17 protein-coding genes and 2 pseudogenes are annotated in these 20,406 nt (G+C 44.3%); 8 read left to right on the top strand and 11 right to left on the bottom strand.

Going from position 1 to position 20,406, the window contains the following annotated elements:
• Positions 1-22: 22 nt before the first annotated feature.
• The 3 genes and pseudogenes from dnaK to ndk all read right to left on the bottom strand — a co-directional run bounded on the left by dnaK (position 23) and on the right by ndk (position 4,421).
• The gene (gene dnaK, locus ACQY1Y_RS22100; RefSeq protein ID WP_430013568.1) at positions 23-2,185 is read right to left on the bottom strand and encodes a molecular chaperone DnaK; all 2,163 of its coding nucleotides are present in this window, start codon (positions 2,183-2,185) and stop codon (positions 23-25) included.
• A gap of 312 nt (positions 2,186-2,497) precedes the next feature.
• Positions 2,498-3,382 (bottom strand): annotated as a pseudogene (locus ACQY1Y_RS22095) (RluA family pseudouridine synthase); the annotation flags it as partial.
• A gap of 589 nt (positions 3,383-3,971) precedes the next feature.
• Positions 3,972-4,421, bottom strand: coding sequence for a nucleoside-diphosphate kinase (ndk, locus tag ACQY1Y_RS22090; RefSeq protein ID WP_042790998.1), 450 nt, complete (start codon positions 4,419-4,421; stop codon positions 3,972-3,974).
• Positions 4,422-4,770: 349 nt separating this feature from the next.
• Here ndk and ACQY1Y_RS22085 point away from each other — a divergent pair.
• Positions 4,771-5,989: pseudogene (locus ACQY1Y_RS22085) on the top strand (ISAs1 family transposase).
• A 209-nt stretch (positions 5,990-6,198) separates the two neighbouring features.
• Here ACQY1Y_RS22085 and ACQY1Y_RS22080 read toward each other — a convergent pair.
• Positions 6,199-7,476: a pentapeptide repeat-containing protein gene (locus tag ACQY1Y_RS22080; protein WP_430013567.1), complete on the bottom strand. Its 1,278-nt coding sequence runs from the start codon at positions 7,474-7,476 to the stop codon at positions 6,199-6,201.
• A gap of 163 nt (positions 7,477-7,639) precedes the next feature.
• Between ACQY1Y_RS22080 and ACQY1Y_RS22075 the strand changes: the two genes are divergently transcribed.
• The 3 genes from ACQY1Y_RS22075 to recA all read left to right on the top strand — a co-directional run bounded on the left by ACQY1Y_RS22075 (position 7,640) and on the right by recA (position 10,356).
• A complete protein-coding gene (locus tag ACQY1Y_RS22075) occupies positions 7,640-7,813 on the top strand; it encodes a hypothetical protein (protein WP_164502961.1) in 174 nt (57 codons plus the stop codon).
• A gap of 394 nt (positions 7,814-8,207) precedes the next feature.
• Positions 8,208-9,161: an aldo/keto reductase gene (locus tag ACQY1Y_RS22070; RefSeq protein ID WP_430013566.1), complete on the top strand. Its 954-nt coding sequence runs from the start codon at positions 8,208-8,210 to the stop codon at positions 9,159-9,161.
• A 127-nt stretch (positions 9,162-9,288) separates the two neighbouring features.
• Positions 9,289-10,356 carry a recombinase RecA gene (recA, locus tag ACQY1Y_RS22065; RefSeq protein WP_002739007.1) on the top strand — a complete coding sequence of 356 codons (1,068 nt, stop codon included), beginning with the start codon at positions 9,289-9,291 and terminating at the stop codon, positions 10,354-10,356.
• 23 nt (positions 10,357-10,379) lie between these two features.
• Here the strand turns inward: recA and ACQY1Y_RS22060 are convergent, their stop codons facing one another.
• A complete protein-coding gene (locus ACQY1Y_RS22060; protein WP_430013565.1) occupies positions 10,380-10,976 on the bottom strand; it encodes a hypothetical protein in 597 nt (198 codons plus the stop codon).
• A 44-nt stretch (positions 10,977-11,020) separates the two neighbouring features.
• The gene (locus ACQY1Y_RS22055) at positions 11,021-11,890 is read right to left on the bottom strand and encodes a bile acid:sodium symporter family protein (protein ID WP_430013564.1); all 870 of its coding nucleotides are present in this window, start codon (positions 11,888-11,890) and stop codon (positions 11,021-11,023) included.
• 581 nt (positions 11,891-12,471) lie between these two features.
• On the opposite strand from ACQY1Y_RS22055, the gene ACQY1Y_RS22050 reads away from it, so the two are divergent.
• From ACQY1Y_RS22050 to ACQY1Y_RS22040, 3 genes are all read left to right on the top strand, one after another.
• Positions 12,472-12,636, top strand: coding sequence for a hypothetical protein (locus ACQY1Y_RS22050; RefSeq protein ID WP_223210779.1), 165 nt, complete (start codon positions 12,472-12,474; stop codon positions 12,634-12,636).
• A gap of 413 nt (positions 12,637-13,049) precedes the next feature.
• On the top strand, positions 13,050-13,523 hold the full coding sequence (locus tag ACQY1Y_RS22045; protein WP_002738641.1) for a CRR6 family NdhI maturation factor: 474 nt from the start codon (positions 13,050-13,052) through the stop codon (positions 13,521-13,523).
• Positions 13,524-13,617: 94 nt separating this feature from the next.
• The gene (locus tag ACQY1Y_RS22040; RefSeq protein ID WP_430013563.1) at positions 13,618-14,826 is read left to right on the top strand and encodes a 4-hydroxy-3-methylbut-2-enyl diphosphate reductase; all 1,209 of its coding nucleotides are present in this window, start codon (positions 13,618-13,620) and stop codon (positions 14,824-14,826) included.
• A 423-nt stretch (positions 14,827-15,249) separates the two neighbouring features.
• On the opposite strand, the gene ACQY1Y_RS22035 is transcribed toward ACQY1Y_RS22040, so the two are convergent.
• Together ACQY1Y_RS22035 and ACQY1Y_RS22030 are read right to left on the bottom strand one after the other, a co-directional pair.
• On the bottom strand, positions 15,250-15,852 hold the full coding sequence (locus ACQY1Y_RS22035) for a Crp/Fnr family transcriptional regulator (RefSeq protein ID WP_002748318.1): 603 nt from the start codon (positions 15,850-15,852) through the stop codon (positions 15,250-15,252).
• A gap of 184 nt (positions 15,853-16,036) precedes the next feature.
• On the bottom strand, positions 16,037-16,675 hold the full coding sequence (locus ACQY1Y_RS22030) for an LON peptidase substrate-binding domain-containing protein (RefSeq protein WP_002739408.1): 639 nt from the start codon (positions 16,673-16,675) through the stop codon (positions 16,037-16,039).
• Positions 16,676-17,237: 562 nt separating this feature from the next.
• Between ACQY1Y_RS22030 and ACQY1Y_RS22025 the strand changes: the two genes are divergently transcribed.
• Entirely contained in the window at positions 17,238-18,194 is a 957-nt protein-coding gene (locus ACQY1Y_RS22025; RefSeq protein ID WP_002739411.1) for an RNA polymerase sigma factor, RpoD/SigA family, read from the top strand.
• Positions 18,195-18,420: 226 nt separating this feature from the next.
• Here the strand turns inward: ACQY1Y_RS22025 and ACQY1Y_RS22020 are convergent, their stop codons facing one another.
• From ACQY1Y_RS22020 to ureA, 3 genes are all read right to left on the bottom strand, one after another.
• Positions 18,421-19,305: an S-methyl-5'-thioadenosine phosphorylase gene (locus ACQY1Y_RS22020; protein WP_024970817.1), complete on the bottom strand. Its 885-nt coding sequence runs from the start codon at positions 19,303-19,305 to the stop codon at positions 18,421-18,423.
• A gap of 82 nt (positions 19,306-19,387) precedes the next feature.
• Positions 19,388-19,714 (bottom strand): urease subunit beta, encoded by a 327-nt coding sequence (locus ACQY1Y_RS22015; RefSeq protein WP_002738732.1) that lies wholly within the window; start codon positions 19,712-19,714, stop codon positions 19,388-19,390.
• 19 nt (positions 19,715-19,733) lie between these two features.
• Complete coding sequence (ureA, locus tag ACQY1Y_RS22010; protein WP_002738360.1) at positions 19,734-20,036, bottom strand: urease subunit gamma; 303 nt, start codon at positions 20,034-20,036, stop codon at positions 19,734-19,736.
• Positions 20,037-20,406: the final 370 nt, after the last annotated feature.

Raw genomic sequence — 20,406 nt, 5'->3', positions numbered from 1 at the left:
ATCACTGTTTACTGATCACTGATTAAAACCAATCATCATCGTCATCATCCCAGTTATTTTGGGGGGGAATATTGCGGGAACGATTGCCGCTGCTGCGGGTACTTTTACTATTGTTATAACTTTTTTCCTCCGAAGGGGGGGGACTTTGCCAATCGCTATCGCGGCCATTATAGTAATTGTCCTGATTGCGGGGGCGATAACTATCTTGATTAGCCGAATAATTGGGTCGATAATCACTTTGATAACCCGGTGTACTGGGACGATAATCCTGACGATAACGATCGCGACGCGGTTCGGAGGGAAGATCATCTTCCTTATCTCCAGTAAAAGTCTTGCGAATAGCGCTAAAAAAGCCCTCGTCTTCCTCGTCGTATTGTAGGCGTACCTCGCGATTTAATTCATAGATAACATCCTGTAGGTCTGCCTGGGCGCGATCGATGCGACGGTCATCATTTTTCTCCAAAGCGTCGATAATTTCCGTACTCAAAGACTCAATTTGACGACGATAGGAACGGGTGAACTCATTACCAAAATCGAGAGTAACATCTTTTAAGCGTCGTTGGGCTTGATCCACCAGAGAGCGGGCGCGATTGCGTTTATCCACCTTTTCGCGACGGGTACGATCTGCTTCGGCAAATCGGGCAGCATCACCGATCATGCGGTTAATTTCCCCTTCGCTGAGGGTAGAAGCGCCTTGAATGGTGACACTTTGCTCCCGTCCGGTCATTTTATCCCTAGCGGTGACTTGTAGAATGCCGTTAGCATCGATATCGAGGGACACCTGCACTTGGGGAATGCCCCGGGGTGCGGGGGGGATACCGGTTAATTTAAAACGTCCCAGGGATTTATTATCGCTGGCCATTTCCCTTTCCCCCTGCAAAACATGAATTTCCACCACAGTTTGATTATTTTCGGAAGTGGAAAAAAGGTCAGATCTGCGGACGGGAATAGTGGTATTGCGGGGGATTAACTTTTTCATCACACCGCCGATGGTTTCTAAACCCAAGGATAAAGGGGTCACATCGAGGAGCAGCACGTCTTTGACCTCGCCGCCCAAAATTCCCGCTTGAATAGCCGCCCCGACCGCTACAACCTCATCAGGGTTAACATTTTGATTGGGTTCCCTATCGATAAAACTCCCCACTAAATCCTTCACCACCGGCATCCGCGTGCCGCCGCCCACCAGTACCACTTCGTCTAGTTGGACGGGGGACAAACCGGCATCGGAAAGGGCCCGTTTGAGAGGACGACGGAGACGACTGATTAAATCGCCGCATAATTCCTCAAATTGGGCCCGACTCAGGCGAGTTTCGATGTGTTTGGGTCCGTCTTCCGTGGCGATGATAAAGGGTAGATTAATATCGGTGACGCTGACCCCAGATAGTTCAATTTTGGCTTTTTCTGCCGCTTCTGTCAGTCTTTGTAGTGCTTGCCGGTCTTGGCGCAGCTCCACGCCTTCCTGTTCCAAAAATTGATTGGCTAACCAATCGACGATTCTTTTATCGAAATCATTACCGCCTAATTGGGTGTCGCCACTGGTGGCTTTCACCTCAAAAACGCCGTCACCCACTTCCAGGATAGAAACATCAAAAGTACCGCCTCCCAGGTCAAAAACGAGGATTTTCTTGCTTTCCTGTTCATCGAGACCGTAGGCTAGGGCAGCGGCGGTGGGTTCGTTGAGAATCCTCATCACTTCTAACCCCGCAATTCGGCCCGCATCCCGGGTGGCTTGACGTTGGGAGTCATTAAAATAGGCGGGGACGGTGATGACGGCCCCGGTGACTTCTTCCCCTAGATAACGGCTGGCTTCTTCGGCTAATCGGCGTAAAACTAGGGCGGAAATTTCTTCGGGGGCGAATTCTTTTTGCAGACGGGGGCATTTAATCTTGATATTGCCCATCTCATCCCGGCGGATGGTGTAGGGGACGCGCTTCGATTCGGGGTTTAATTCCGAGTAGCGACGACCTATGTAGCGTTTGATTGCATAGTAGGTGTTTTGGGGATTGAGTACCCCTTGTCGCCGGGCCATTTGACCGACGACTAACTCGCCATCTTTATTAAAACCGACCACAGAAGGGGTGGTTCTCATGCCCTCCGAGTTGGCGATGACCACTGGCTTTCCGCCTTCCATCACGGCGACGACGGAGTTAGTTGTCCCTAGATCAATGCCTACTACTCTACCCATGCTTGTTTTTGTCTCCCCCTAGATTTCGATAACTTCGGGACTTTTACCTTCGATCGATAGTTTAAATCGCTTAATGCTTGTTGACAATATTGTATCGAATTGTCTTAGGTTCTCGCTCTCGGTTCGGGGCGATTCAGGGTGTGATTACCGAAGTAGTCTTTTAGTGATCGCTGGCGATCGAGCTTGGGGAGTTTTAAATAGGGTCTGCGGCAAAAAGTTTTTCGGTGGTGGCAGGGTGTGGGGTGTAGGGTGTGGGGTGTAGGGTGTGGGGTGTAGGATGTGGGGAGTTTTCTCGGTGAACTGATAACTGATAACTGATTCCGGCGGCGCTGGACAACAAATAGAGATTCTTTCCCCTGTACTGGGATGATTAAAAACGATTTGATTGGCATGGAGATAATAACCACAATCTCCTGGCACTGCATCCGGTCGCGGTAATCCCCCCAGACCATACAAGGGATCACCGATTAAGGGATAGCCAAAAAAGGCCAGATGAATGCGAATTTGATGGGGTCTGCCCGTAAAAATTTCTACTTCTAATAGTGTACTATCGGGATGTTTTTTTAAGACTCGACCATCACTGCGGGCCGATAACCCATCTGTGAGCGCACCGTAAACGTAGCCTAAAATGGGATGGGCGATTTTCCCGATCGCTTGATTAATACTAAAATTATCCGGTATGTCGCCCTGACCAACTAAAGCTCGATATATTTTGGTAATTTTCCCCTCTCGCATCTGTTGACTCAATTTAGCTCTAGCGGGCTTTGATTTCGCCATTAAGACTATGCCAGAAGTGCCGCGACCAAGACGATGAATTGGATAGGGAGTGACCTCGGCATAATGCTGATGTACCAAATGGATGAGAGTATGTTCGAGAAATCCACCCCCCGCTAACACGGGTAATCCCGAAGGTTTCGCCACCACTAACACCTCGGTATCCTCGTAGAGTACCTCAAAAAAGAGCGGTACATCCGGTTCTGTCCAAGGCGGGCGCTGATAGGTCAATTGCTGCCCGATTTCTAAGACTGTATCGGGGTAAGCGGGACGACCGTTGACGAGAATTGCTGCTGATAAAATGCGATCGAGCCATTCTTCTGGGCTAGAATGGGGATATTTGCCCGCATAGTAGGCTAATAGGCTTAATCCTGCCTGATTTTTGCTAATTTTATCTCGATAAATCCAACCTTGATTGGCCATTGGGGAAGTGGGGTGTGGGGTGTGGGGTGTGGGGTGTGGGGTGTAGGGTGTAGGGTGTAGGGTGTAGGGTGTGGGGTGTAGGGTGTGGGGTGTGGGGTGTGGGGAGAATAAATAAAATAATCTCCTATCTCCTGACTCCTATCTCCTAACTCAATGTTAGACAAAGATAAGCAAAAGTTATTTATTGACTCCAAAAACTTGAGAATATTTAAATTAACATTTCGCAATATTTACAAATTCTTAAGAATTAATTGAGAAAGATTTTTATTTGACAACGATGTTATCATGGTTACAGCGATTTTACTGAATTTCATAATGGGGTATTTTGTGCTTTCTTAGGCAGCAATGGTTGAAACCCTTGCCACACCTAGAGAGTGATCCTAATTCAGACAGGTAAATCAGTCAATTTCACCCACAACGATGATCTTTTTTTTGTGTAGTTTTGTTGCAAAAAAAAAGTTTTTTTGACAAAAAGCACAAAGTATGCAGCAGTAGTTATTGCAGAGAGGGGAGAAGGGAGAAGGGAGAAAAAAGCTGACTCGGAGAATACTGACTCCTATCTCCTGACTCCTGACTGCTTCAAAGGGATTTACTCTACGACCCAGGGAGTGATGGAGGGAGTCCAATTAGCCAATTCTGCATCGCTAAACCAGAGACTAACTTCATCTTTGGCGGTATCTGGACCATCGGAACCATGGATAAGATTGCGTCCGACACTAATACCAAAATCACCGCGAATCGTACCAGGTTCGGCATTGAGGGGATTAGTGGCGCCAATAATTTTTCTAGCGGAGGCAATTACTCCTTCTCCTTGCCAAACCATAGCCACCACGGGGGAGGAAGTAATAAAATCGACCAACGAAGGGAAAAAAGGTCTTTCTTTATGAACAGCGTAGTGTTTTTCCGCTAATTCGCTAGAAACCTGCATCATTTTCAACCCAACCAGCGTAAAACCTTTAGCTTCAAAGCGTTGAATAATTTCCCCCACCAGATTGCGTTGTACACCGTCGGGTTTAATCATTAAGAAAGTGCGTTCCATACTGCCTCTTAAAATTTAGCCATAAATTGTCACAAAACCCAGATTAACCCGGAATGGCATTCTAGAGAATGGCAGAATTTTCGCTTAAATTGCTGAGTCAGCTTGCTGTCGGATTTACAGCAGTTAAGTGGCTGGGTTGAAGTATGAAACCCAACGCCTGCTATCAGCTATCGGCGATTCATTGTCGGCTAATCATTGTAGTTGACAAAGATTTCTGAATAGGGCAATCAAATCGCCATAGCACCGTCCCGCACTGCCAGTACCCAGACTTAGCCGCTGCTACCTCTGTATAATTTATAATTAGCCTTAGTCTCACTGTTGTTGATGAAAATTAATGAGGAAATAGCTCATGGGTAAAGGTTTTGCTCCCGTTCTCCCCACCGGAAATAAAGCTCAACTAAAACCTGAGCTTCCTTTAACATCAATCAATGAAATTCAAGCTAGTTTATTGACTTATCTTCAAGATATTCCTGACCCGAGAGTGTCCCGAACCCAAAAACATTTATTAACTGATATTTTAGTCATTGCTATTTTAGCCGTTATAGCAGGAGCCGAAGGTTGGGAAGACATGGAAAATTATGGACTCAGTAAGCAGTCTTGGTTATCTGAGTTTTTAGAATTACCTAATGGCATTCCTTCTGATGATACTTTTCGGCGGGTTTTTGAACGGATTAACCCGGAAGTTTTGGCCAAAGTTTTGTCTCAATGGCTGCCCCATTTAATCGGTTCTCTTTCGGGGGAAATAGTTCCCATAGACGGGAAAAGTCTCAGAGGTTCTTACGACCGTAATCAAGGAATTAAAGCCTTGCATTTAGTGACGGCTTGGGCGGGGGAGCAGAAATTAGTTTTAGGACAAGTCAAGGTGGAAGATAAATCCAATGAGATTACTGCTATTCCCGCTTTACTAGAACTGTTAGACCTTCAAGGGGCAATTATCACCCTTGATGCTCTGGGAACTCAAACGGCGATTATTAATCATATTCAAGCCAAAAAAGCTGACTACGTTGTCGCCCTTAAAGCTAATCATCCGACTCTTTATACTCAGGTCAAAAACTGGTTTGAGCAAGCTCAAGCACATCAATTTGATGGTATTCAATTTAGTTATGATTACCGTCTGGAAAAAGGTCATCATCGCCTCGAAAAACGTTGGTGTTGGGCTGTACCCTTAGAAGCTTTCGGCGGTCTTTATCAACAGGCTCAATGGCAAGGACTTCAAAGTATTATCATGGTTAAACGAGTTCGTCATCTTTGGAATAAAACCACTTGTGAAGTCCAATTTTATCTCAGTTCTCTCCCCGCTGATGCTCAAAAAATAGGTAATGCTATTCGTAAACATTGGGGCATTGAAAATCAGGCTCATTGGATTTTAGATGTTACTTTTAATGAAGATAAATCTCGGATTCGCTCCGGTCACAGCCCTCGTAATGGGAGCCTTCTTGAGACGAGTAGCACTTAACGCTCTTAACCAGGAATCTACTTACCGACGTGGTCTGGCACAAAAAAGTAAACGGGCGGCCATGGATAATGACTATATGATGGCTGTGCTGAAAGCCTTTTGTCAAGCCTAATTGAGATGCTCTTACCCTGATTAATTATGGGTTGGCTGAAAAAGTAGGGGCGATCGCTGGTTAAGATACAAGGTTTTTGAGCCACCAGCTTGAAAATCTTGCAGCTGCTTGGTCAAACAGGCCGCCAAACCCCTTATCTCGTCTATATTTCACATTTATTCAGCCAACCCTACCTAAATCTCTGCTGAAGGTGGAGATCAAAGGCTGTTTTAAACTAATACTTTACTGCGATCGTTAGAATTATCCCCAAAAATTGCCCCTCGTCGAATCAAATCCTGTTTTTGTTCGGGGGTGATCCCCGTTGCATCGATAAAGATAGCGTTTTCAATGTCAGCCCCACTCAGGTTAGCCCCACTCAGGTTAGCCCCTCTCAGAATAGCCCCACTCAGGTTAACCCCACTCAGGTTAACCCCACTCAGGTTAGCCCCACTCAGGTTAACCCCTCTCAGGTTAGCCCCACTCAGGATAGCCCAACTCAGGTCAGCCCCACTCAGGATAGCCCAACTCAGGATAGCCCCACTCAGGATAGCCCCTCTCAGGTTAGCCCCTCTCAGGTTAGCCCAACTCAGGATAGCCCCACTCAGGATAGCCCCTCTCAGGTTAGCCCCACTCAGGTCAGCCTCACTCAGATTAGCCCCACTCAGATTAGCCCCACTCAGGTCAGCCCCACTCAGGTCAGCCCCACTCAGGTCAGCCCCACTCAGGTCAGCCCCACTCAGGTCAGCCTCTCTCAGGTCAGCCCTTCTCAGGCCAACCCTTCTCAGGATAGCCCCACTTAAATCAACTTGTTGTAGAGTTTTCTTATTGATTGTTCCCTCTCGAATTGCCTTAATTAATTCGGCTTTTTCAATAACTTTTGCATCTGTAGTGAACTCTGCTTTTTTGACGACAATTTCGGGTATATCGTCTGATTTAAGTTCATTGAGAAGGGCTTGCAATTCCCCCGATTGATGTAAATCTGCTAGGCGCTGGAGTCCATCTTCTGAACCTTCTAAAAATAGCCGAATACTGCCTTTAAGTTTCATAATAGGCTTGATCGTGTTGTCTCTGGCGATTTTTTGAATAAGGTTGTTAATCTTATCAATTTTCTCTGGTGTCAGGTCGTCTATCCCTACCTCAATAACTAATTCAAGAACTTTATTTGATTGCTGAGTTTGAGGTTTATTGTTATGATCAAATGTCTGAGAATTATCTCTATACCTTGCCAAAGCAGTAATCAGATTACTCTTTCCAATCTTTTCACCTGTTTGCTCTGACAAGATTTTAAATAAATCATAAGCCGCATTCTTGATTGACTGTTCTTCTTGCCTAATTTCTTCCGCTAGATCACGATATGTTTTATCATCAAAAATACCTTTTAATATTTTTGTCTCCACGTCCGTTAATCCCTTGTTTGTATGCTTTTTTTTCAGATCATTAACCAGCATTTCTAATTCAGTCCATGAAAGGGTTTTAATTTCAGTCATTTTTAGTTCATTTATCATCATTTTTTAAGGGTAACAGGACTTAAGATTACTTTTCAGTACCCTGTCAGGTTACTTGAGAGTACCTAAAAAAAGTACCATTTTTAGGACTTTTGAGTAACGACAAATAATCAGATTTTTTTTAATCTAGAGATAGTTCACCCCCTAAGTAAAAGGATTGATGATTATGTATAAATATTGGTTAAAGTACAGAGAAGACCTTGTTAGTCTTGCCAAAATTATCAGCACCATATTTGCGATCGCATCATTTTTAGGCTTCTCTTTTCCAGAGAAATTTCAACCTACTCCCTGCCAACCGACGGCAATTGTTGAAACCACGGAAGTTAGCACTAACAATTAGTCAAAGCGCCAAATTCGCCTAACCTAATCATAGCTTAGGCGACAAACAGGATCGGCAAGAGACTTCGATTTTTTTACCTTGCTGATCTCTGTATTTCTTGGTTAACAAAACTTAACAATTATCGGCAAAATTTTGCTTGCTTTTGTCGGCAGATTTTGGGATAATATTTTTAAAGGATTTTATTCATAATGGAAATCTTTGTGTCTAAAAAAATTTGCACAGATTCCCATTATAAGAAAAGCATAGCGCAAATCGCCGGCAAAGTCAAGTCCTTTCCCATTACTTATGGGTGGGAATTTCCCGGAATCAAAAAAGGGGTTTAGTGGGGAGTCAGACCAAATATAGGTTACACTTCAACTTTAAATGAGAAACGCTGTCATTCTTTGTAGGGAATATGACTAGACAAACCGCTAATCTCGGACAAACAGGAATTTCCGTCAGTGCCTTGGGAATTGGGACTTGGGCATGGGGAGATAAACTATTCTGGAACTATGGCAAGGAATACGGAGCTAGTCAGGTAGAGGAGGCCTTTAAAGCGGCAGTAGAGGCAGGAATCACCTTTTTTGACACTGCCGAAGTCTATGGACTGGGGGAATCGGAACGACTCTTAGGAAAATTTACCCAACAGACCGATATTCCCATCGATATTGCCAGCAAATTTGCCCCCGTACCGTGGCGATTGGGGGCGAATGCGGTTCATAATGCCATTACCGAGAGCTTAAACCGTCTAAAAACCGATAAAATTGCCCTTTACCAAGTACATTGGCCCTTCACCTTCCTAATTAGCCAAGAAACCCTAATGAATGCCCTAGGGGAAGAAGTAAAAAGCGGCCGGATTGGTTCCGTGGGTGTAAGTAATTATTCCGCCGAGCAAATGCGTCAAGCAAGCCAGATTTTGGCGAAAAAAGAGGTTCCCTTAGCGGTCAATCAGGTGCAGTATTCGCTTTTGTATCGCAAAATAGAAACTAAGGGAATTTTAGCCACGGCCAAGGAATTAGGTGTCACCATCCTCGCCTACAGCCCCCTCGCTCAAGGACTACTGACGGGTAAATATAGCCCAGAAAGCCAGAATTTGCCCGATGGAGCCAGAAAAGTTGACCCACGGTTCAAAAAAGAAGGTTTGGAGAAAATAGCCCCAATTTTAAGGGTAATGCAAGAATTGGGCGCAAAATACCAAAAAACCCCCGCACAAGTCGCCCTCAATTGGTTAATCGCCCAAGGGGATGTGATTCCCATCCCGGGGGCAAAAACCGCGGCCCAAGCGAGGGAAAATGCCGGAGCGTTAGGATGGAGTTTAGAAGCGCGAGAGGTGACGCAATTAGAACAGATGAGCCGGCCTTGGCTGTAAAAATCAAAACTTTTAATTTTTGATCACCATTCTGGAAAAAGTCTCTAACTTTTTGGTGATCAAGATTAAAACAGGCTACAATCTTTGCATACTGCTGTACTACTTAAGAAAACTGGGGAGAAAATTAATGGCGACAATGACAAATAATTCCGATCGAGATAAGGCCTTAGGTTTAGTCTTAAATCAAATCGAGCGCAACTTTGGCAAAGGTTCGATTATGCGTTTAGGAGACGCCACCCGGATGCGGGTGGAAACCGTGCCTAGTGGTGCTTTAACCCTAGATATGGCGTTGGGTGGCGGTTTACCGAAGGGCCGCATCGTCGAAATTTACGGGCCGGAAAGTTCTGGAAAAACCACCTTAGCCCTCCATGCGATCGCAGAAGTGCAGAAAGCTGGGGGAGTGGCGGCCTTTGTCGATGCGGAACACGCTTTAGATCCCACCTATTCGGAAGATTTAGGGGTAGATATCAATAATTTACTGGTGGCACAACCGGATACGGGGGAGGCAGCCTTAGAAATAGTTGACCAGTTAGTGCGTTCTTCGGCCGTGGATATCGTCGTCATCGACTCGGTGGCCGCTTTAGTGCCGCGGGCGGAAATTGAAGGGGAAATGGGGGATAATCAGGTGGGTTTGCAGGCCCGTTTGATGAGTAAAGCCCTGCGAAAAATTGCCGGTAATATTGGTAAATCCGGTTGTGTGGTGATTTTCCTCAACCAACTGCGGCAAAAAATCGGTGTCACCTACGGCAATCCTGAAGTGACCACCGGAGGAACGGCCTTAAAATTTTATGCCTCGGTACGTTTAGATATCCGTCGCATTCAAACTTTGAAAAAAGGCACGGAAGGGGAATACGGAATTCGGGCTAAAGTTAAGGTGGCTAAAAATAAAGTCGCGCCTCCTTTCCGGATTGCTGAATTTGATATTATCTTCGGTAAAGGCATTTCCCAGGTGGGTTGTATGCTCGATATCGCCGAACAAACTAACGTGGTTACTCGTAAAGGGGCATGGTATAGCTATAATGGCGAAAATATTGCCCAGGGTCGCGATAATGCCGTTAAATATCTCGAAGAAAGGCCAGAAGTAGCGGCAGAAATTGAGAAGTTATTGCGGGATAAATTAGACATGGGTTCGGTTCCTTTACCCACGGAACCGGCCGATGAAGACGAGGAGGACGATCTGGAACCAGAAATCTAAAAGAAGACGGTTTTAAGTCTTGGTTATCCCCCTATTTTGGGGGATTTTTTAGCTTCAGAATCGATAGATTTAGCGGCTTCTAACCATGATTGTAAACCTTTTTTAGTCGGTGTTCCTTTAGTGGTAAAAGTCCATAGATCTCGTTTATGTTGGGGTCCATAGCTGATATGAATTGGGCGATTAATTCCGTAAAAATAGAGAGAATCAAAGGGTAATTTTGCGGTTAAAATCCAATCTATCAGGCGATCGCTAGTTAAATTGATAATCCGAAAATCACAGGCTGCCCCCAATCGCTGACAATAATATTGACCCTTTTGATTAATTTCGTGGCCGCAATGTTGATCACGACTGGGATCGATTCTACCGTTTTTTAAGCCAGTGATCGGGTCTTTTTTTTGGAGAAATTTTCTCAGATCATTGGAACAAAATCCGTAGGTTAATTGGAATCTTTCTCGACCAAAATTATCAATAATTGGATCTATAATAAAGTGAGCGAGATTTTGCCAAGCGGTTATCGTTGCAGGATTTTTTGGATAGGGATCGATTTGTGATGCATACTTTTGATAGGTTTGGGAACAGGTAGATAATTCTTCTAGGGTTAAATATTTACCAATTAACATAATCAGTTATCAGTTTTTTAGCTATATCCTATCACTCCATTTAGCTATTTTGCCAAAGCTGCTTTTTTGCGACCATAATAAACAGCGACAAAAGCGCTGACATACATCCATAAACTATAGACCATTGCGGGAATGGCTAGCTCGGGATTCTTTAATAAACCGGCAGTAATGCCAATAGCTAAAGTGCCGCTTTGAATACCCACTTCAATTGCGATACAAATTCTTTGGGCAATAGTTAATTGAAATAAACGACCACTGAAAAAGCCAATTAGGGAAGCAATCGTGTTTAAAATAATCACTGCCAGGCCAGTTTGAGCGATAAATAAAGGTAAACGTTCCCATTCTCTCAGGATTAATAAGAAGATAATAACTGCTAGAAAAATCACAGCCAAACGATTAGTTATCGGTTCCAGACTTTTCGCCAGTAAAGGGAAGTAATGGCGGATGGTCATACCCATAACCATGGGTAAAACTATAATCAAAAATATCTGCGCCATAGTGGAACCAATGGGTAGGGAGATGGCGGCACTTTCTCCCATAAAATGCTGGAGAATGAAACTAGCTAAAAAAGGTATTGTGAAAATGGTGATGATGCTGCTAAAAGCGGTTAAAGTAACAGAAAGAGCCACATCTCCCTTAGCTAAATAGGTTAAAACATTGGAGGAAGGGCCGCTGGGGCAAATGGCGACAATCATTAAACCGACGGCAATTTCTGGCCGGAGAGGCAAAAGAGAAACAATAATAAAGCCGACGATCGGTAGAATAATAATTTGATTGACTAAACCGATCAGGACTGCTTTGGGATAACGGGTGATACGCTGAAAATCGGCGAGAATTAATCCTAATCCCATGCCTAACATTAAAACGCCTAGGGCAACGGGTAAGAGGATATTAGTAAAAAAGTTGGCTTGCATGGGATAAAAGCGGAGAAGATGAGCTTATTTTCCCATAATTCGTGTCCCTAGTTCTCGATTTTGCTGACTACCCCAGTGTGCAGGGGAGATTAAATTGTGGGAGAAATCCAACCTTGGGGATTTTAGTCCAGTTTCCCTTGCCGATCCGGGATGATATCCTCGTCTTACTTCAGTTGCTTGGTGGCAACCATGGGATCACAGCTAGGGAACTGCTGATGCGACTGCCACTTTCGACATCACCAATGCCTAGGGAATTTTGCCGCAGGACTTCCATCAAGAATAACGAGGGCAAATTTTCCTTCTAAATCCCGCCGTCCTTGAATTCCTTTCTGTTGATAAATTGCTAGGGCGATCAAGGTGGTAGATTTTTGGTGAACGATAGGTGAGTTTTTGCGGTGTTTTCCCTTCTAGATCGAGGGACAGTTTTTTGTCATCTAAGTTGTGTGTAAACATAGCAACCCTCCAGATCTCTACAGTTCTATTGTACCTTTATCCCTGGTTCGAGCGCCGGGGACTGTAATAATGTGTATTATTCGTCAGACAAGACTCAACCGTTGTTTGTTTTAAATGTAGTCGCAAGTGTGAGCGGATTAATTTTCCTGAGCTTGTTCACCGATTCCCTCAGCACGATTACCGGTTTACTCTTTGCTTCTTTGCGCGATCGAGTTCGAGGATTTGTTCAGGGTAAAGTAATTGATAAAGTAGCTAATTTACCCGATATAACTCTCTTTGATAATCCCGATTGATTGAACTTAATTAAGTTAAGAGAAAAAGGGTTAAATCCTCTAAAATAATTATCCTTAGCATGGCTCATTTTTGAGTAAAAGACTGGCTCCCTTGCTGCTAATCGAGAATAGGAACTCTATCAATAGTAATTAGTCATCGATTAGCTCTTTGTCAAGCGGAACTGATGAGCAAACGAGGACAATATCACCCTAATAGTTATCAATCTAAAAAACCCCGGTGTGCAGGGGAGGTTAAATTGTGGGAGAAATCCAATCATGAGGATTTTTGTCTGGTTTCCCTCTCTCGCTCTGGAGTGAGAGAATAGTCATAGCCAGTTTTTTTGTCCCGATTGAGAGTATTTTCTGAGATAGATCATTGTGATCTAGGGATAAAAAACGGTAATTTTGCCCGATATAACCTTTTATTTGCTCCTATGACTGTCAAAATCGCTCTTAACCCCAATCAGATTCAAAATCTCGATCTCTCATCTTTAGAGACTATTATTCAAGATTATCAGTCGCGGGCAGCGATCGCAAAATTGGAACAAGCTCTACAATTAGAGATAGATTATCCTCGTGCGGAGGGTGATATGCGGGAATTATCGGAGATACCGGAAGTCAGGCTGTGGTTTTTGCGTTTGGATGCAGTTTATCCTTGGTTAATCTTTATTCTTGACCCAAAACAGGGAGAAATCGCCCGTTATGCTGCTATGTTGGTCCCCCATCAATTCCATCGCGGGGAAGGAATTCAATATAATCCCGAAGCTTTAGAGATTTTTGTGATGCAAAAACTCTTTATTTTGTCTGATTGGCTGAAAAGTCAGCAAATTCCTGCTTTATCTCGCTTAAAATTTTTCGCTCAACAGTTTGGTTACGATATCGACGAGGAATTTCTCTCTAGTCTCTAAAAGCTTCCTGCGCTGACTAGATAAGGTATTTTAAATATATGGCAAGCTACTGTCTCGCCCAATTTAGCACCACCAATACCCCTATCAGAGAATCATGGATACAAAATCCTTTAAACGCACCCTACAGCAATCGGATAACTATAACCGCAAGGGATTCGGTCACAAAGAAGAAGTAATGGATGCGATGACCAATGAGTATCAAAGCGACCTGATCCAAGAAATTCGTGAAAATAATTACCGTTTACAACGGGGTGAGGTGACGATCTATCTCGCTCAAGCTTTTGGTTTTTGTTGGGGGGTAGAACGCGCTGTTGCTATGGCCTACGAAACTCGTCAACATTTTCCCCAGGAACGTCTCTGGATTACTAACGAAATTATTCACAATCCCTCGGTTAATCAGCGTCTGCGCTCCATGGCCGTGGGTTTTATTCCGATGGAAAATGGCCAAAAAGACTTTACTGTGGTGGAATCGGGGGATGTGGTGATTTTACCTGCTTTTGGGGCCAGTGCCTCGGAAATGCAAATCCTTAACGATAAGGGTTGCATGATTGTGGATACTACTTGTCCCTGGGTTTCTAAGGTGTGGAATTCCGTGGAAAAACACAAAAAAAGCGACCACACTTCGATTATTCACGGGAAATATAATCACGAAGAAACGATCGCCACTAGCTCTTTTGCTGGCACTTATCTAATCGTTTTAAATTTGGCTCAAGCTAATTATGTCGCTAATTATATTCTCCACGGTGGTGATAAAAATGAGTTTTTAGAGAAGTTTAAAAATGCCCATTCCCAGGGTTTCGATCCCGATCGCGATCTAGATTATATCGGTATTGCCAATCAGACCACAATGCTGAAAAGTGAAACGGAGGAAATTGGCAAACTCTTCGAGCATACTATGTTGAGAAAGTACGGACCGATCAATTTTAAAGATCATTTCATGAGTTTTAATACCATCTGTGATGCCACTCAAGAGCGTCAAGATGCCATGTTTGAACTGGTGAAAGAACCGCTTTCTTTAATGGTGGTAATTGGCGGTTATAATTCCTCTAATACCACTCACCTACAGGAAATAGCGCTCGAGCGTGCCATTCCCTCCTATCATATCGATAGTGCCGAGCGCATTCTCCCCGGTAATCGCATCGAACATAAACCTTTAGGTGGCGATTTAATCATCACTGATAACTGGTTAAATGAGGGAAAAATTATCGTCGGAGTGACTTCTGGTGCTTCCACTCCCGATAAGGTGGTAGAAGAGGTAATCGAGAAAATTTTTGCGCTCAAATCTTCTTTAGTCCAGGGTTAATTAGCCAGGGTGAGAGCATCTCAAACGCTATTGACAATTGGCCAATTTTGTGATCCGCATGGGCAGTTCAAGTGATACCAGTCAATCAAAATAGTTACAAAATCGACTAAACGGGTCGATTTTTGCTTAACAATTGAGATGGCTAATTCTCATCAAATATGCCTGAAGCACTCTCCGGGTAAGCAACTCACATCAAGTCCATTTTGTCAAGGATTGTTAAGATGAGCTTACCCTGGTTATTTATCGAGCCTTTCGGTTACTTGAATCGCTGAAAAGCTTGGCTATGGTTTTTCTTTACCCCTGGACTAATTCACTACTTTTCTTTTCTATATAATCAACTTAATCGATGAATAAATTCTCTGTTAGAATCCGTTTTTCCCTGTCATTTATGTTTTCCCGTTCCCTAGAGTGACAGAAGAGGGATTAATGGTGAATAATCAAATGGCGGTCGCAATCGCTGCTCACCCATCCCTGACGCTGAAATTCCCCTAACAAACGCGTCACCGTTACCCTTGTGGTGCCGATAGCATTGGCGAGATTTTGATGGGTTAAACGTATCTTTAAACGACTGCCTTGGGCGATTGGTTCTCCCATTTCCCGCTTTAATAACTGTAGTAACTGCTGAAGACGTTCCTCCACTCGTTTCAGTCCTGCGATCGCAAGGAGCGATTCCGTTTGTTGTTGACGACGGATCATTTGATTTAACATCATCCTGGTTAATTCCGCCGAATTTTCCACTTCGGTGATCGTGTACCATTTTAGGTACAGTTCCGACAAGGCTCTGGCGTGATAAGATTCCAGATGAGTCAAATTTAAGCCGAAAAAGTGGGATGAATGAACCCAACCTAGTAAAATTTCCTCTCCACTCTCAGATACTTGACTTAGTTGCGCCATACCCCGATAAACTTGCCAGACTCCATCAGCCACCAGAGGAATATTCTCCCCGCGCTCATAAAAGTGGAGCCGACGACTCTCGCTATAGTCTTCTCGGAAGGGTGAGACGTTGGGATTATAGGTGAGCAACATGATCAAAGTTCTCCTAGGCGAGGGGCTAACAATTTTAACCCCACTTTACTGTATCAAGGTAAACATTAGGTAATCCCCAGGTTAACAGTAATCAGTTATCAGTGATCAGTTCACCGATTACTGTTTACTGATCACTGTTCACTGAAATAACATCCGCTGCCGCAGCTGAAAAACCTACAGATCATTAATTTAAAGCATCTTTAAGAGCCGTGCGAGCGGCCAGATGATTGCGGGTTGAGGTGAGAATTTCCGATTCTCGTTGGAGACGACTGACTGTATCGAGCATTTCTAATAAAGCTTGTTGTTCCCCGGCCACACCGTAGAGATTACCCGCCACCCAGTAGGATAATTCCAGGGGAAGACTAGGCAAATCGTCGGGGAGTTCAATTTTTTGAGCGGTTAATTTGGCTGATAGATGAACCACGTCCCGCAGCAGTCGATCCACTTCTTTGGCCAGAGGTCGCAGATCTTGGGTGGTGGGGACATCTTCAATCCACTCCACTAAACCGACACGATAGGGTTTTTCCCGGACGTATTCTAGGACACGGAAGCGCTGTTGACCGATGGTGAGAATTTTTAAGCGATCATCTGGAAGACGTTGACAACGGACAACTTCCGCACAACTGCCCACTTTAGCGATTTCTCCCGTGGCCGGATCTACCATTAAGACCCCAAAACGGCGATCTTCTTCCAATATCGTATTCATCATAATCCGATAGCGAAACTCGAAGATGTGTAGGGGCAGGGGACGACCCGGAAATAAAACAACTTCGGGTAGGGGAAAGAGAGGTAATTCTCTAACGGCAATGGAAGAAGTGGCCATAGGTTTAGTAAAAAAAAACCGATCTTCTCTTATTTTTACACAATCCCCCCTGAACCGCTAGGCAAGGGCAATAGACGGGAGACGGTCGTCAGCTGTGAGTTTTCAGTTCACTGTTGACTGAAAATACTTCCCTCACTGCCTACCCTGCGATCGCTATCTGAGAAAATTGCTGATTTTGTCATCTAGATTGCATCCTGATCGGAAACCTTTGGCTAATCTATGAGTAGAGATACTCAAACCTCCTCTTCATTGGTGCTTTCCTGAGAGGGGTGATTTTTTTCTCATAAACTTTACAATATTTAATAATTGTTGTAATATTAGTTAAATAACCAAGCTTCTCACTACTCGCCATTTATGCCCATAAAATCTATATATAGCCAAAAAAAAGACTATAGAGGCAATTAAATAGTCAATGAGATTTCTCTCTATAGTTGAGTAACCACTCACTTATCTCTTTACAAAACGAGAAAAAACTCTGATAGCATCTCCTTTACTGCCCTGGGGAAGCAATCTGAAAAACGCCATCAATCCCTGAATATCAACCCTCAACCGACGCGCACTCATGAAAACCTCGAAAAACCCCACCGATCCAGTTCGCGCCTATCTCAGAGAAATTGGCCGAGTTCCCCTTCTCAGCCATGAAGAAGAAATTCTCTACGCGAAACAGGTACAAAGATTAATTTTTCTGGAAAAAATCAAAGAATCCCTAAGGGCGAAACTCGGCAGCGACCCCAGCGATCGCCAGTGGTCAGAAGCGGCGGAAATTAGTGAAGAACAACTGCGTCGAGAATTGGGGGCAGGGGATTTCGCCAAACGTAAGATGGTAGAAGCGAACCTGCGTCTAGTGGTTTCCGTCGCTAAAAAATACCTAAAACGCAATCTAGATCTATTAGATCTGATCCAAGAGGGAACCATTGGGATGCAAAGAGGGGTGGAAAAATTCGATCCCACCAAAGGCTATCGCTTCTCCACCTATGCCTATTGGTGGATTCGCCAAGCCATCACCCGGGCGATCGCAGAAAAAAGTCGCACCATCCGTCTGCCCATCCACATCACCGAAAAACTGAATAAAATCAAAAAGGCCCAGCGTCAACTAGCTCAAGATAAAGGTCGCGCTGCCACCATTGCCGAATTAGCCGAGGAATTAGACTTAACTCCTAAACAGGTGCGAGACTACTTGGAAAGGTCCCGTCAACCCCTTTCCCTTGACTTAAAGGTGGGGGACAATCAAGACACGGAATTAGGGGAACTCTTGGAAGATACGGGACTTTCCCCGGAAGATTACACTGCCTATTCTTCCCTGCAAGTGGACTTAGAAAAACTGATGGCAGACCTCACCCCTCAACAAAAAGAAGTGATTTGTCTGCGTTTTGGTTTAGATAATGGGCAGCCCCTCACCCTAGCAAAAATTGGCGTTCGACTCAATATCAGTCGTGAACGCGTCCGTCAGATCGAACGAGAAGCGATCGCTAAATTAAGAAAACGCAAGGCCAAGATCAGAGAATATCTAGCTAGTTAGGGTTTGCGGCAAAAAGCTGTTCGTGGGGACAGGGTGTAGGGTGTGGGGTGTAGGGTGTGGGGTGTGGGGTGTGGGGAGAATAAATAAAATAATCTCCTATCTCCTGACTCCTGAATACTGACTCCTGCCGACGGCCTCCTGCCTTCGTTAAGGGTCAAATTGATCGTCTGAATAACAGCGAGAAAAATGACCCATTTCTAGATTTATCGGCGACTTTTCTCGGCTCTTATTTCTCTACTTCTTCATATTTTTTCAAAAAGAGAGCTAATTTTTCTTTAGTGGCGACGGGAACAGAATCTAGACGGGTAAGAATAGCGTATTTAAGGGCAGAATGAGCGGCGGAAACGGGGGGATTAGCTGCTAGACGGCGCACCGTTTCTTGGATAACTTTTTGGGCATTAATAGCGTTATGGTGGAGATTTTCGATCACCATTTCTACCGTGACATGATCGTGATCGGGATGCCAACAATCGTAATCGGTAACTAGGGCTAAGGTAGCGTAGGCAATTTCCGCTTCTCGGGCTAATTTTGCCTCGGTTAAATTGGTCATACCGATGACGGTTGCGCCCCAACTTCTATAGAGATTTGATTCCGCTTTAGTAGAAAAAGCCGGCCCCTCCATACAGATGTATGTACCCCCCCGATGCAGGGTAACTTCTGGTAGGTTTAAACTAGCGACGGCATCCCCTAAAATGTTTGCTAATTGGGGACAAATGGGATCACCAAAGGCCACGTGGGCAACAATTCCTTCCCCAAAAAAAGTCGCTATTCTCTCTTTAGTTCTGTCAATAAATTGATCGGGAATGACTAAATCTAGGGGTTTAACTTCGGCTTTGAGGGAACCAACGGCCGAAGCGGAAATAATATATTCAACCCCTAATTGTTTGAGAGCGTGAATATTAGCTCGAAAGGGTAATTCGGTCGGTAAAAAATGGTGACCTCTGCCATGACGCGCTAAAAAGGCAACTTCTGTTCCCTCTAAAGTACCGAGAATTAAAGCATCGGAAGGAGAACCAAAAGGAGTATCGAGGGATACTTCCCGCACATCCTTGAGGGCATCCATTTTATACAAACCACTGCCGCCAATGATGCCAATTTTTACCGTCGTCATAGTCTTGGAAAGAATTAGTTATCGTTGCCTTGATGTTACCACAATTGAGCGATCGAACTATGATAATTTTTCCGTTAAGACCCTACTTTTTCTTTTTCTTGCCTTTGAGAGAACCATTAATTAAACCATTAAAGCCATAAATTTCTTCAGTACCTGCGATGGTAACTAATTCCACCTCTTTCGTGTCTCCCGGTTCAAATCTAACGGACGTACCTGCGGGAATATTCAGATGGGTTCCTTTGGTTAATTCGCGCTGGAACTCCAGGGCCTGGTTAACTTCATAAAAATGATAGTGGGAACCCACTTGAATCGGTCGATCGCCTGTATTAGCCACAGAGATACGCAGGGTGTCGCGACCGACATTAATCTCGATCGCTCCGGATGGTGTGATAATTTCTCCCGGAATCATAACTGCTAAAAATCTCCTGTTAGTGAATGGGATTGTGAACGGTAACTAATTTAGTACCATCGGGAAAAGTCGCTTCGATCTGTACTTCCGTAATCATTTCCGGGATGCCTTCCATTACCTCCTCGCGGGTTAACAAAGTGGTGCCGTAACTCATCAATTCAGCGACGCTACGACCTTCCCTCGCACCTTCGAGGATGGCGGCGCTAATATAGGCGATCGCTTCGGGATAATTTAACTTGATACCACGGTTTTTGCGTCTTTCGGCGAGCAGTGCCGCCGTGAAAATGAGTAATTTATCTTTTTCTTGGGGCGAAAGTTGCATAGATGGGCCTTTTTTCACACAGATGCCTAGGGTTATTGTAGTTGTTGGCGGGATAGTTGTAGCGATCGAGTTGTGAAATTTTATTTACTTAGCCTGCTTTATTGATGAAGATTTGGGAAGATACTTAAAAGTCTTGCTAGGAAAGTCTTTCAGCGATCTGGCTAAAAAACGGCTGGCAATTGGTGAATAATTCAGGCTAGTGTCTCGTTCTTATTTGAAATAACTATAGCGTTTCCCAAGCTAGTGAGGTACACCTATTTTCTTCCGTTTTGCCTTTTGCATCTTGCCTTTTGCATCTTGCCTTTTGCCTAAAACCCATAACTTTTGTACCTCAGCAGACTGAAAAACGCTATATAAATCATGGCTGGAT

It is taken from the genome of Microcystis ichthyoblabe FBCC-A1114 (genome assembly GCF_050500245.1).
GTDB lineage: Bacteria > Cyanobacteriota > Cyanobacteriia > Cyanobacteriales > Microcystaceae > Microcystis > Microcystis ichthyoblabe_A.
This window is presented reverse-complemented; position numbering and strand designations above follow the sequence as displayed.

Bases quoted from the DNA above. Each gene is read 5' to 3' on its own strand.
- dnaK (WP_430013568.1), bottom strand. From the start codon at position 2,185: ATGGGTAGAGTAGTAGGCATTGATCTAGGGACAACTAACTCCGTCGTC.
- ndk (WP_042790998.1), bottom strand. From the start codon at position 4,421: ATGGAACGCACTTTCTTAATGATTAAACCCGACGGTGTACAACGCAAT.
- ACQY1Y_RS22080 (WP_430013567.1), bottom strand. From the start codon at position 7,476: ATGATGATAAATGAACTAAAAATGACTGAAATTAAAACCCTTTCATGG.
- ACQY1Y_RS22075 (WP_164502961.1), top strand. From the start codon at position 7,640: ATGTATAAATATTGGTTAAAGTACAGAGAAGACCTTGTTAGTCTTGCC.
- ACQY1Y_RS22070 (WP_430013566.1), top strand. From the start codon at position 8,208: ATGACTAGACAAACCGCTAATCTCGGACAAACAGGAATTTCCGTCAGT.
- recA (WP_002739007.1), top strand. From the start codon at position 9,289: ATGGCGACAATGACAAATAATTCCGATCGAGATAAGGCCTTAGGTTTA.
- ACQY1Y_RS22060 (WP_430013565.1), bottom strand. From the start codon at position 10,976: ATGTTAATTGGTAAATATTTAACCCTAGAAGAATTATCTACCTGTTCC.
- ACQY1Y_RS22055 (WP_430013564.1), bottom strand. From the start codon at position 11,890: ATGCAAGCCAACTTTTTTACTAATATCCTCTTACCCGTTGCCCTAGGC.
- ACQY1Y_RS22045 (WP_002738641.1), top strand. From the start codon at position 13,050: ATGACTGTCAAAATCGCTCTTAACCCCAATCAGATTCAAAATCTCGAT.
- ACQY1Y_RS22040 (WP_430013563.1), top strand. From the start codon at position 13,618: ATGGATACAAAATCCTTTAAACGCACCCTACAGCAATCGGATAACTAT.
- ACQY1Y_RS22035 (WP_002748318.1), bottom strand. From the start codon at position 15,852: ATGTTGCTCACCTATAATCCCAACGTCTCACCCTTCCGAGAAGACTAT.
- ACQY1Y_RS22030 (WP_002739408.1), bottom strand. From the start codon at position 16,675: ATGGCCACTTCTTCCATTGCCGTTAGAGAATTACCTCTCTTTCCCCTA.
- ACQY1Y_RS22025 (WP_002739411.1), top strand. From the start codon at position 17,238: ATGAAAACCTCGAAAAACCCCACCGATCCAGTTCGCGCCTATCTCAGA.
- ACQY1Y_RS22020 (WP_024970817.1), bottom strand. From the start codon at position 19,305: ATGACGACGGTAAAAATTGGCATCATTGGCGGCAGTGGTTTGTATAAA.
- ACQY1Y_RS22015 (WP_002738732.1), bottom strand. From the start codon at position 19,714: ATGATTCCGGGAGAAATTATCACACCATCCGGAGCGATCGAGATTAAT.
- ureA (WP_002738360.1), bottom strand. From the start codon at position 20,036: ATGCAACTTTCGCCCCAAGAAAAAGATAAATTACTCATTTTCACGGCG.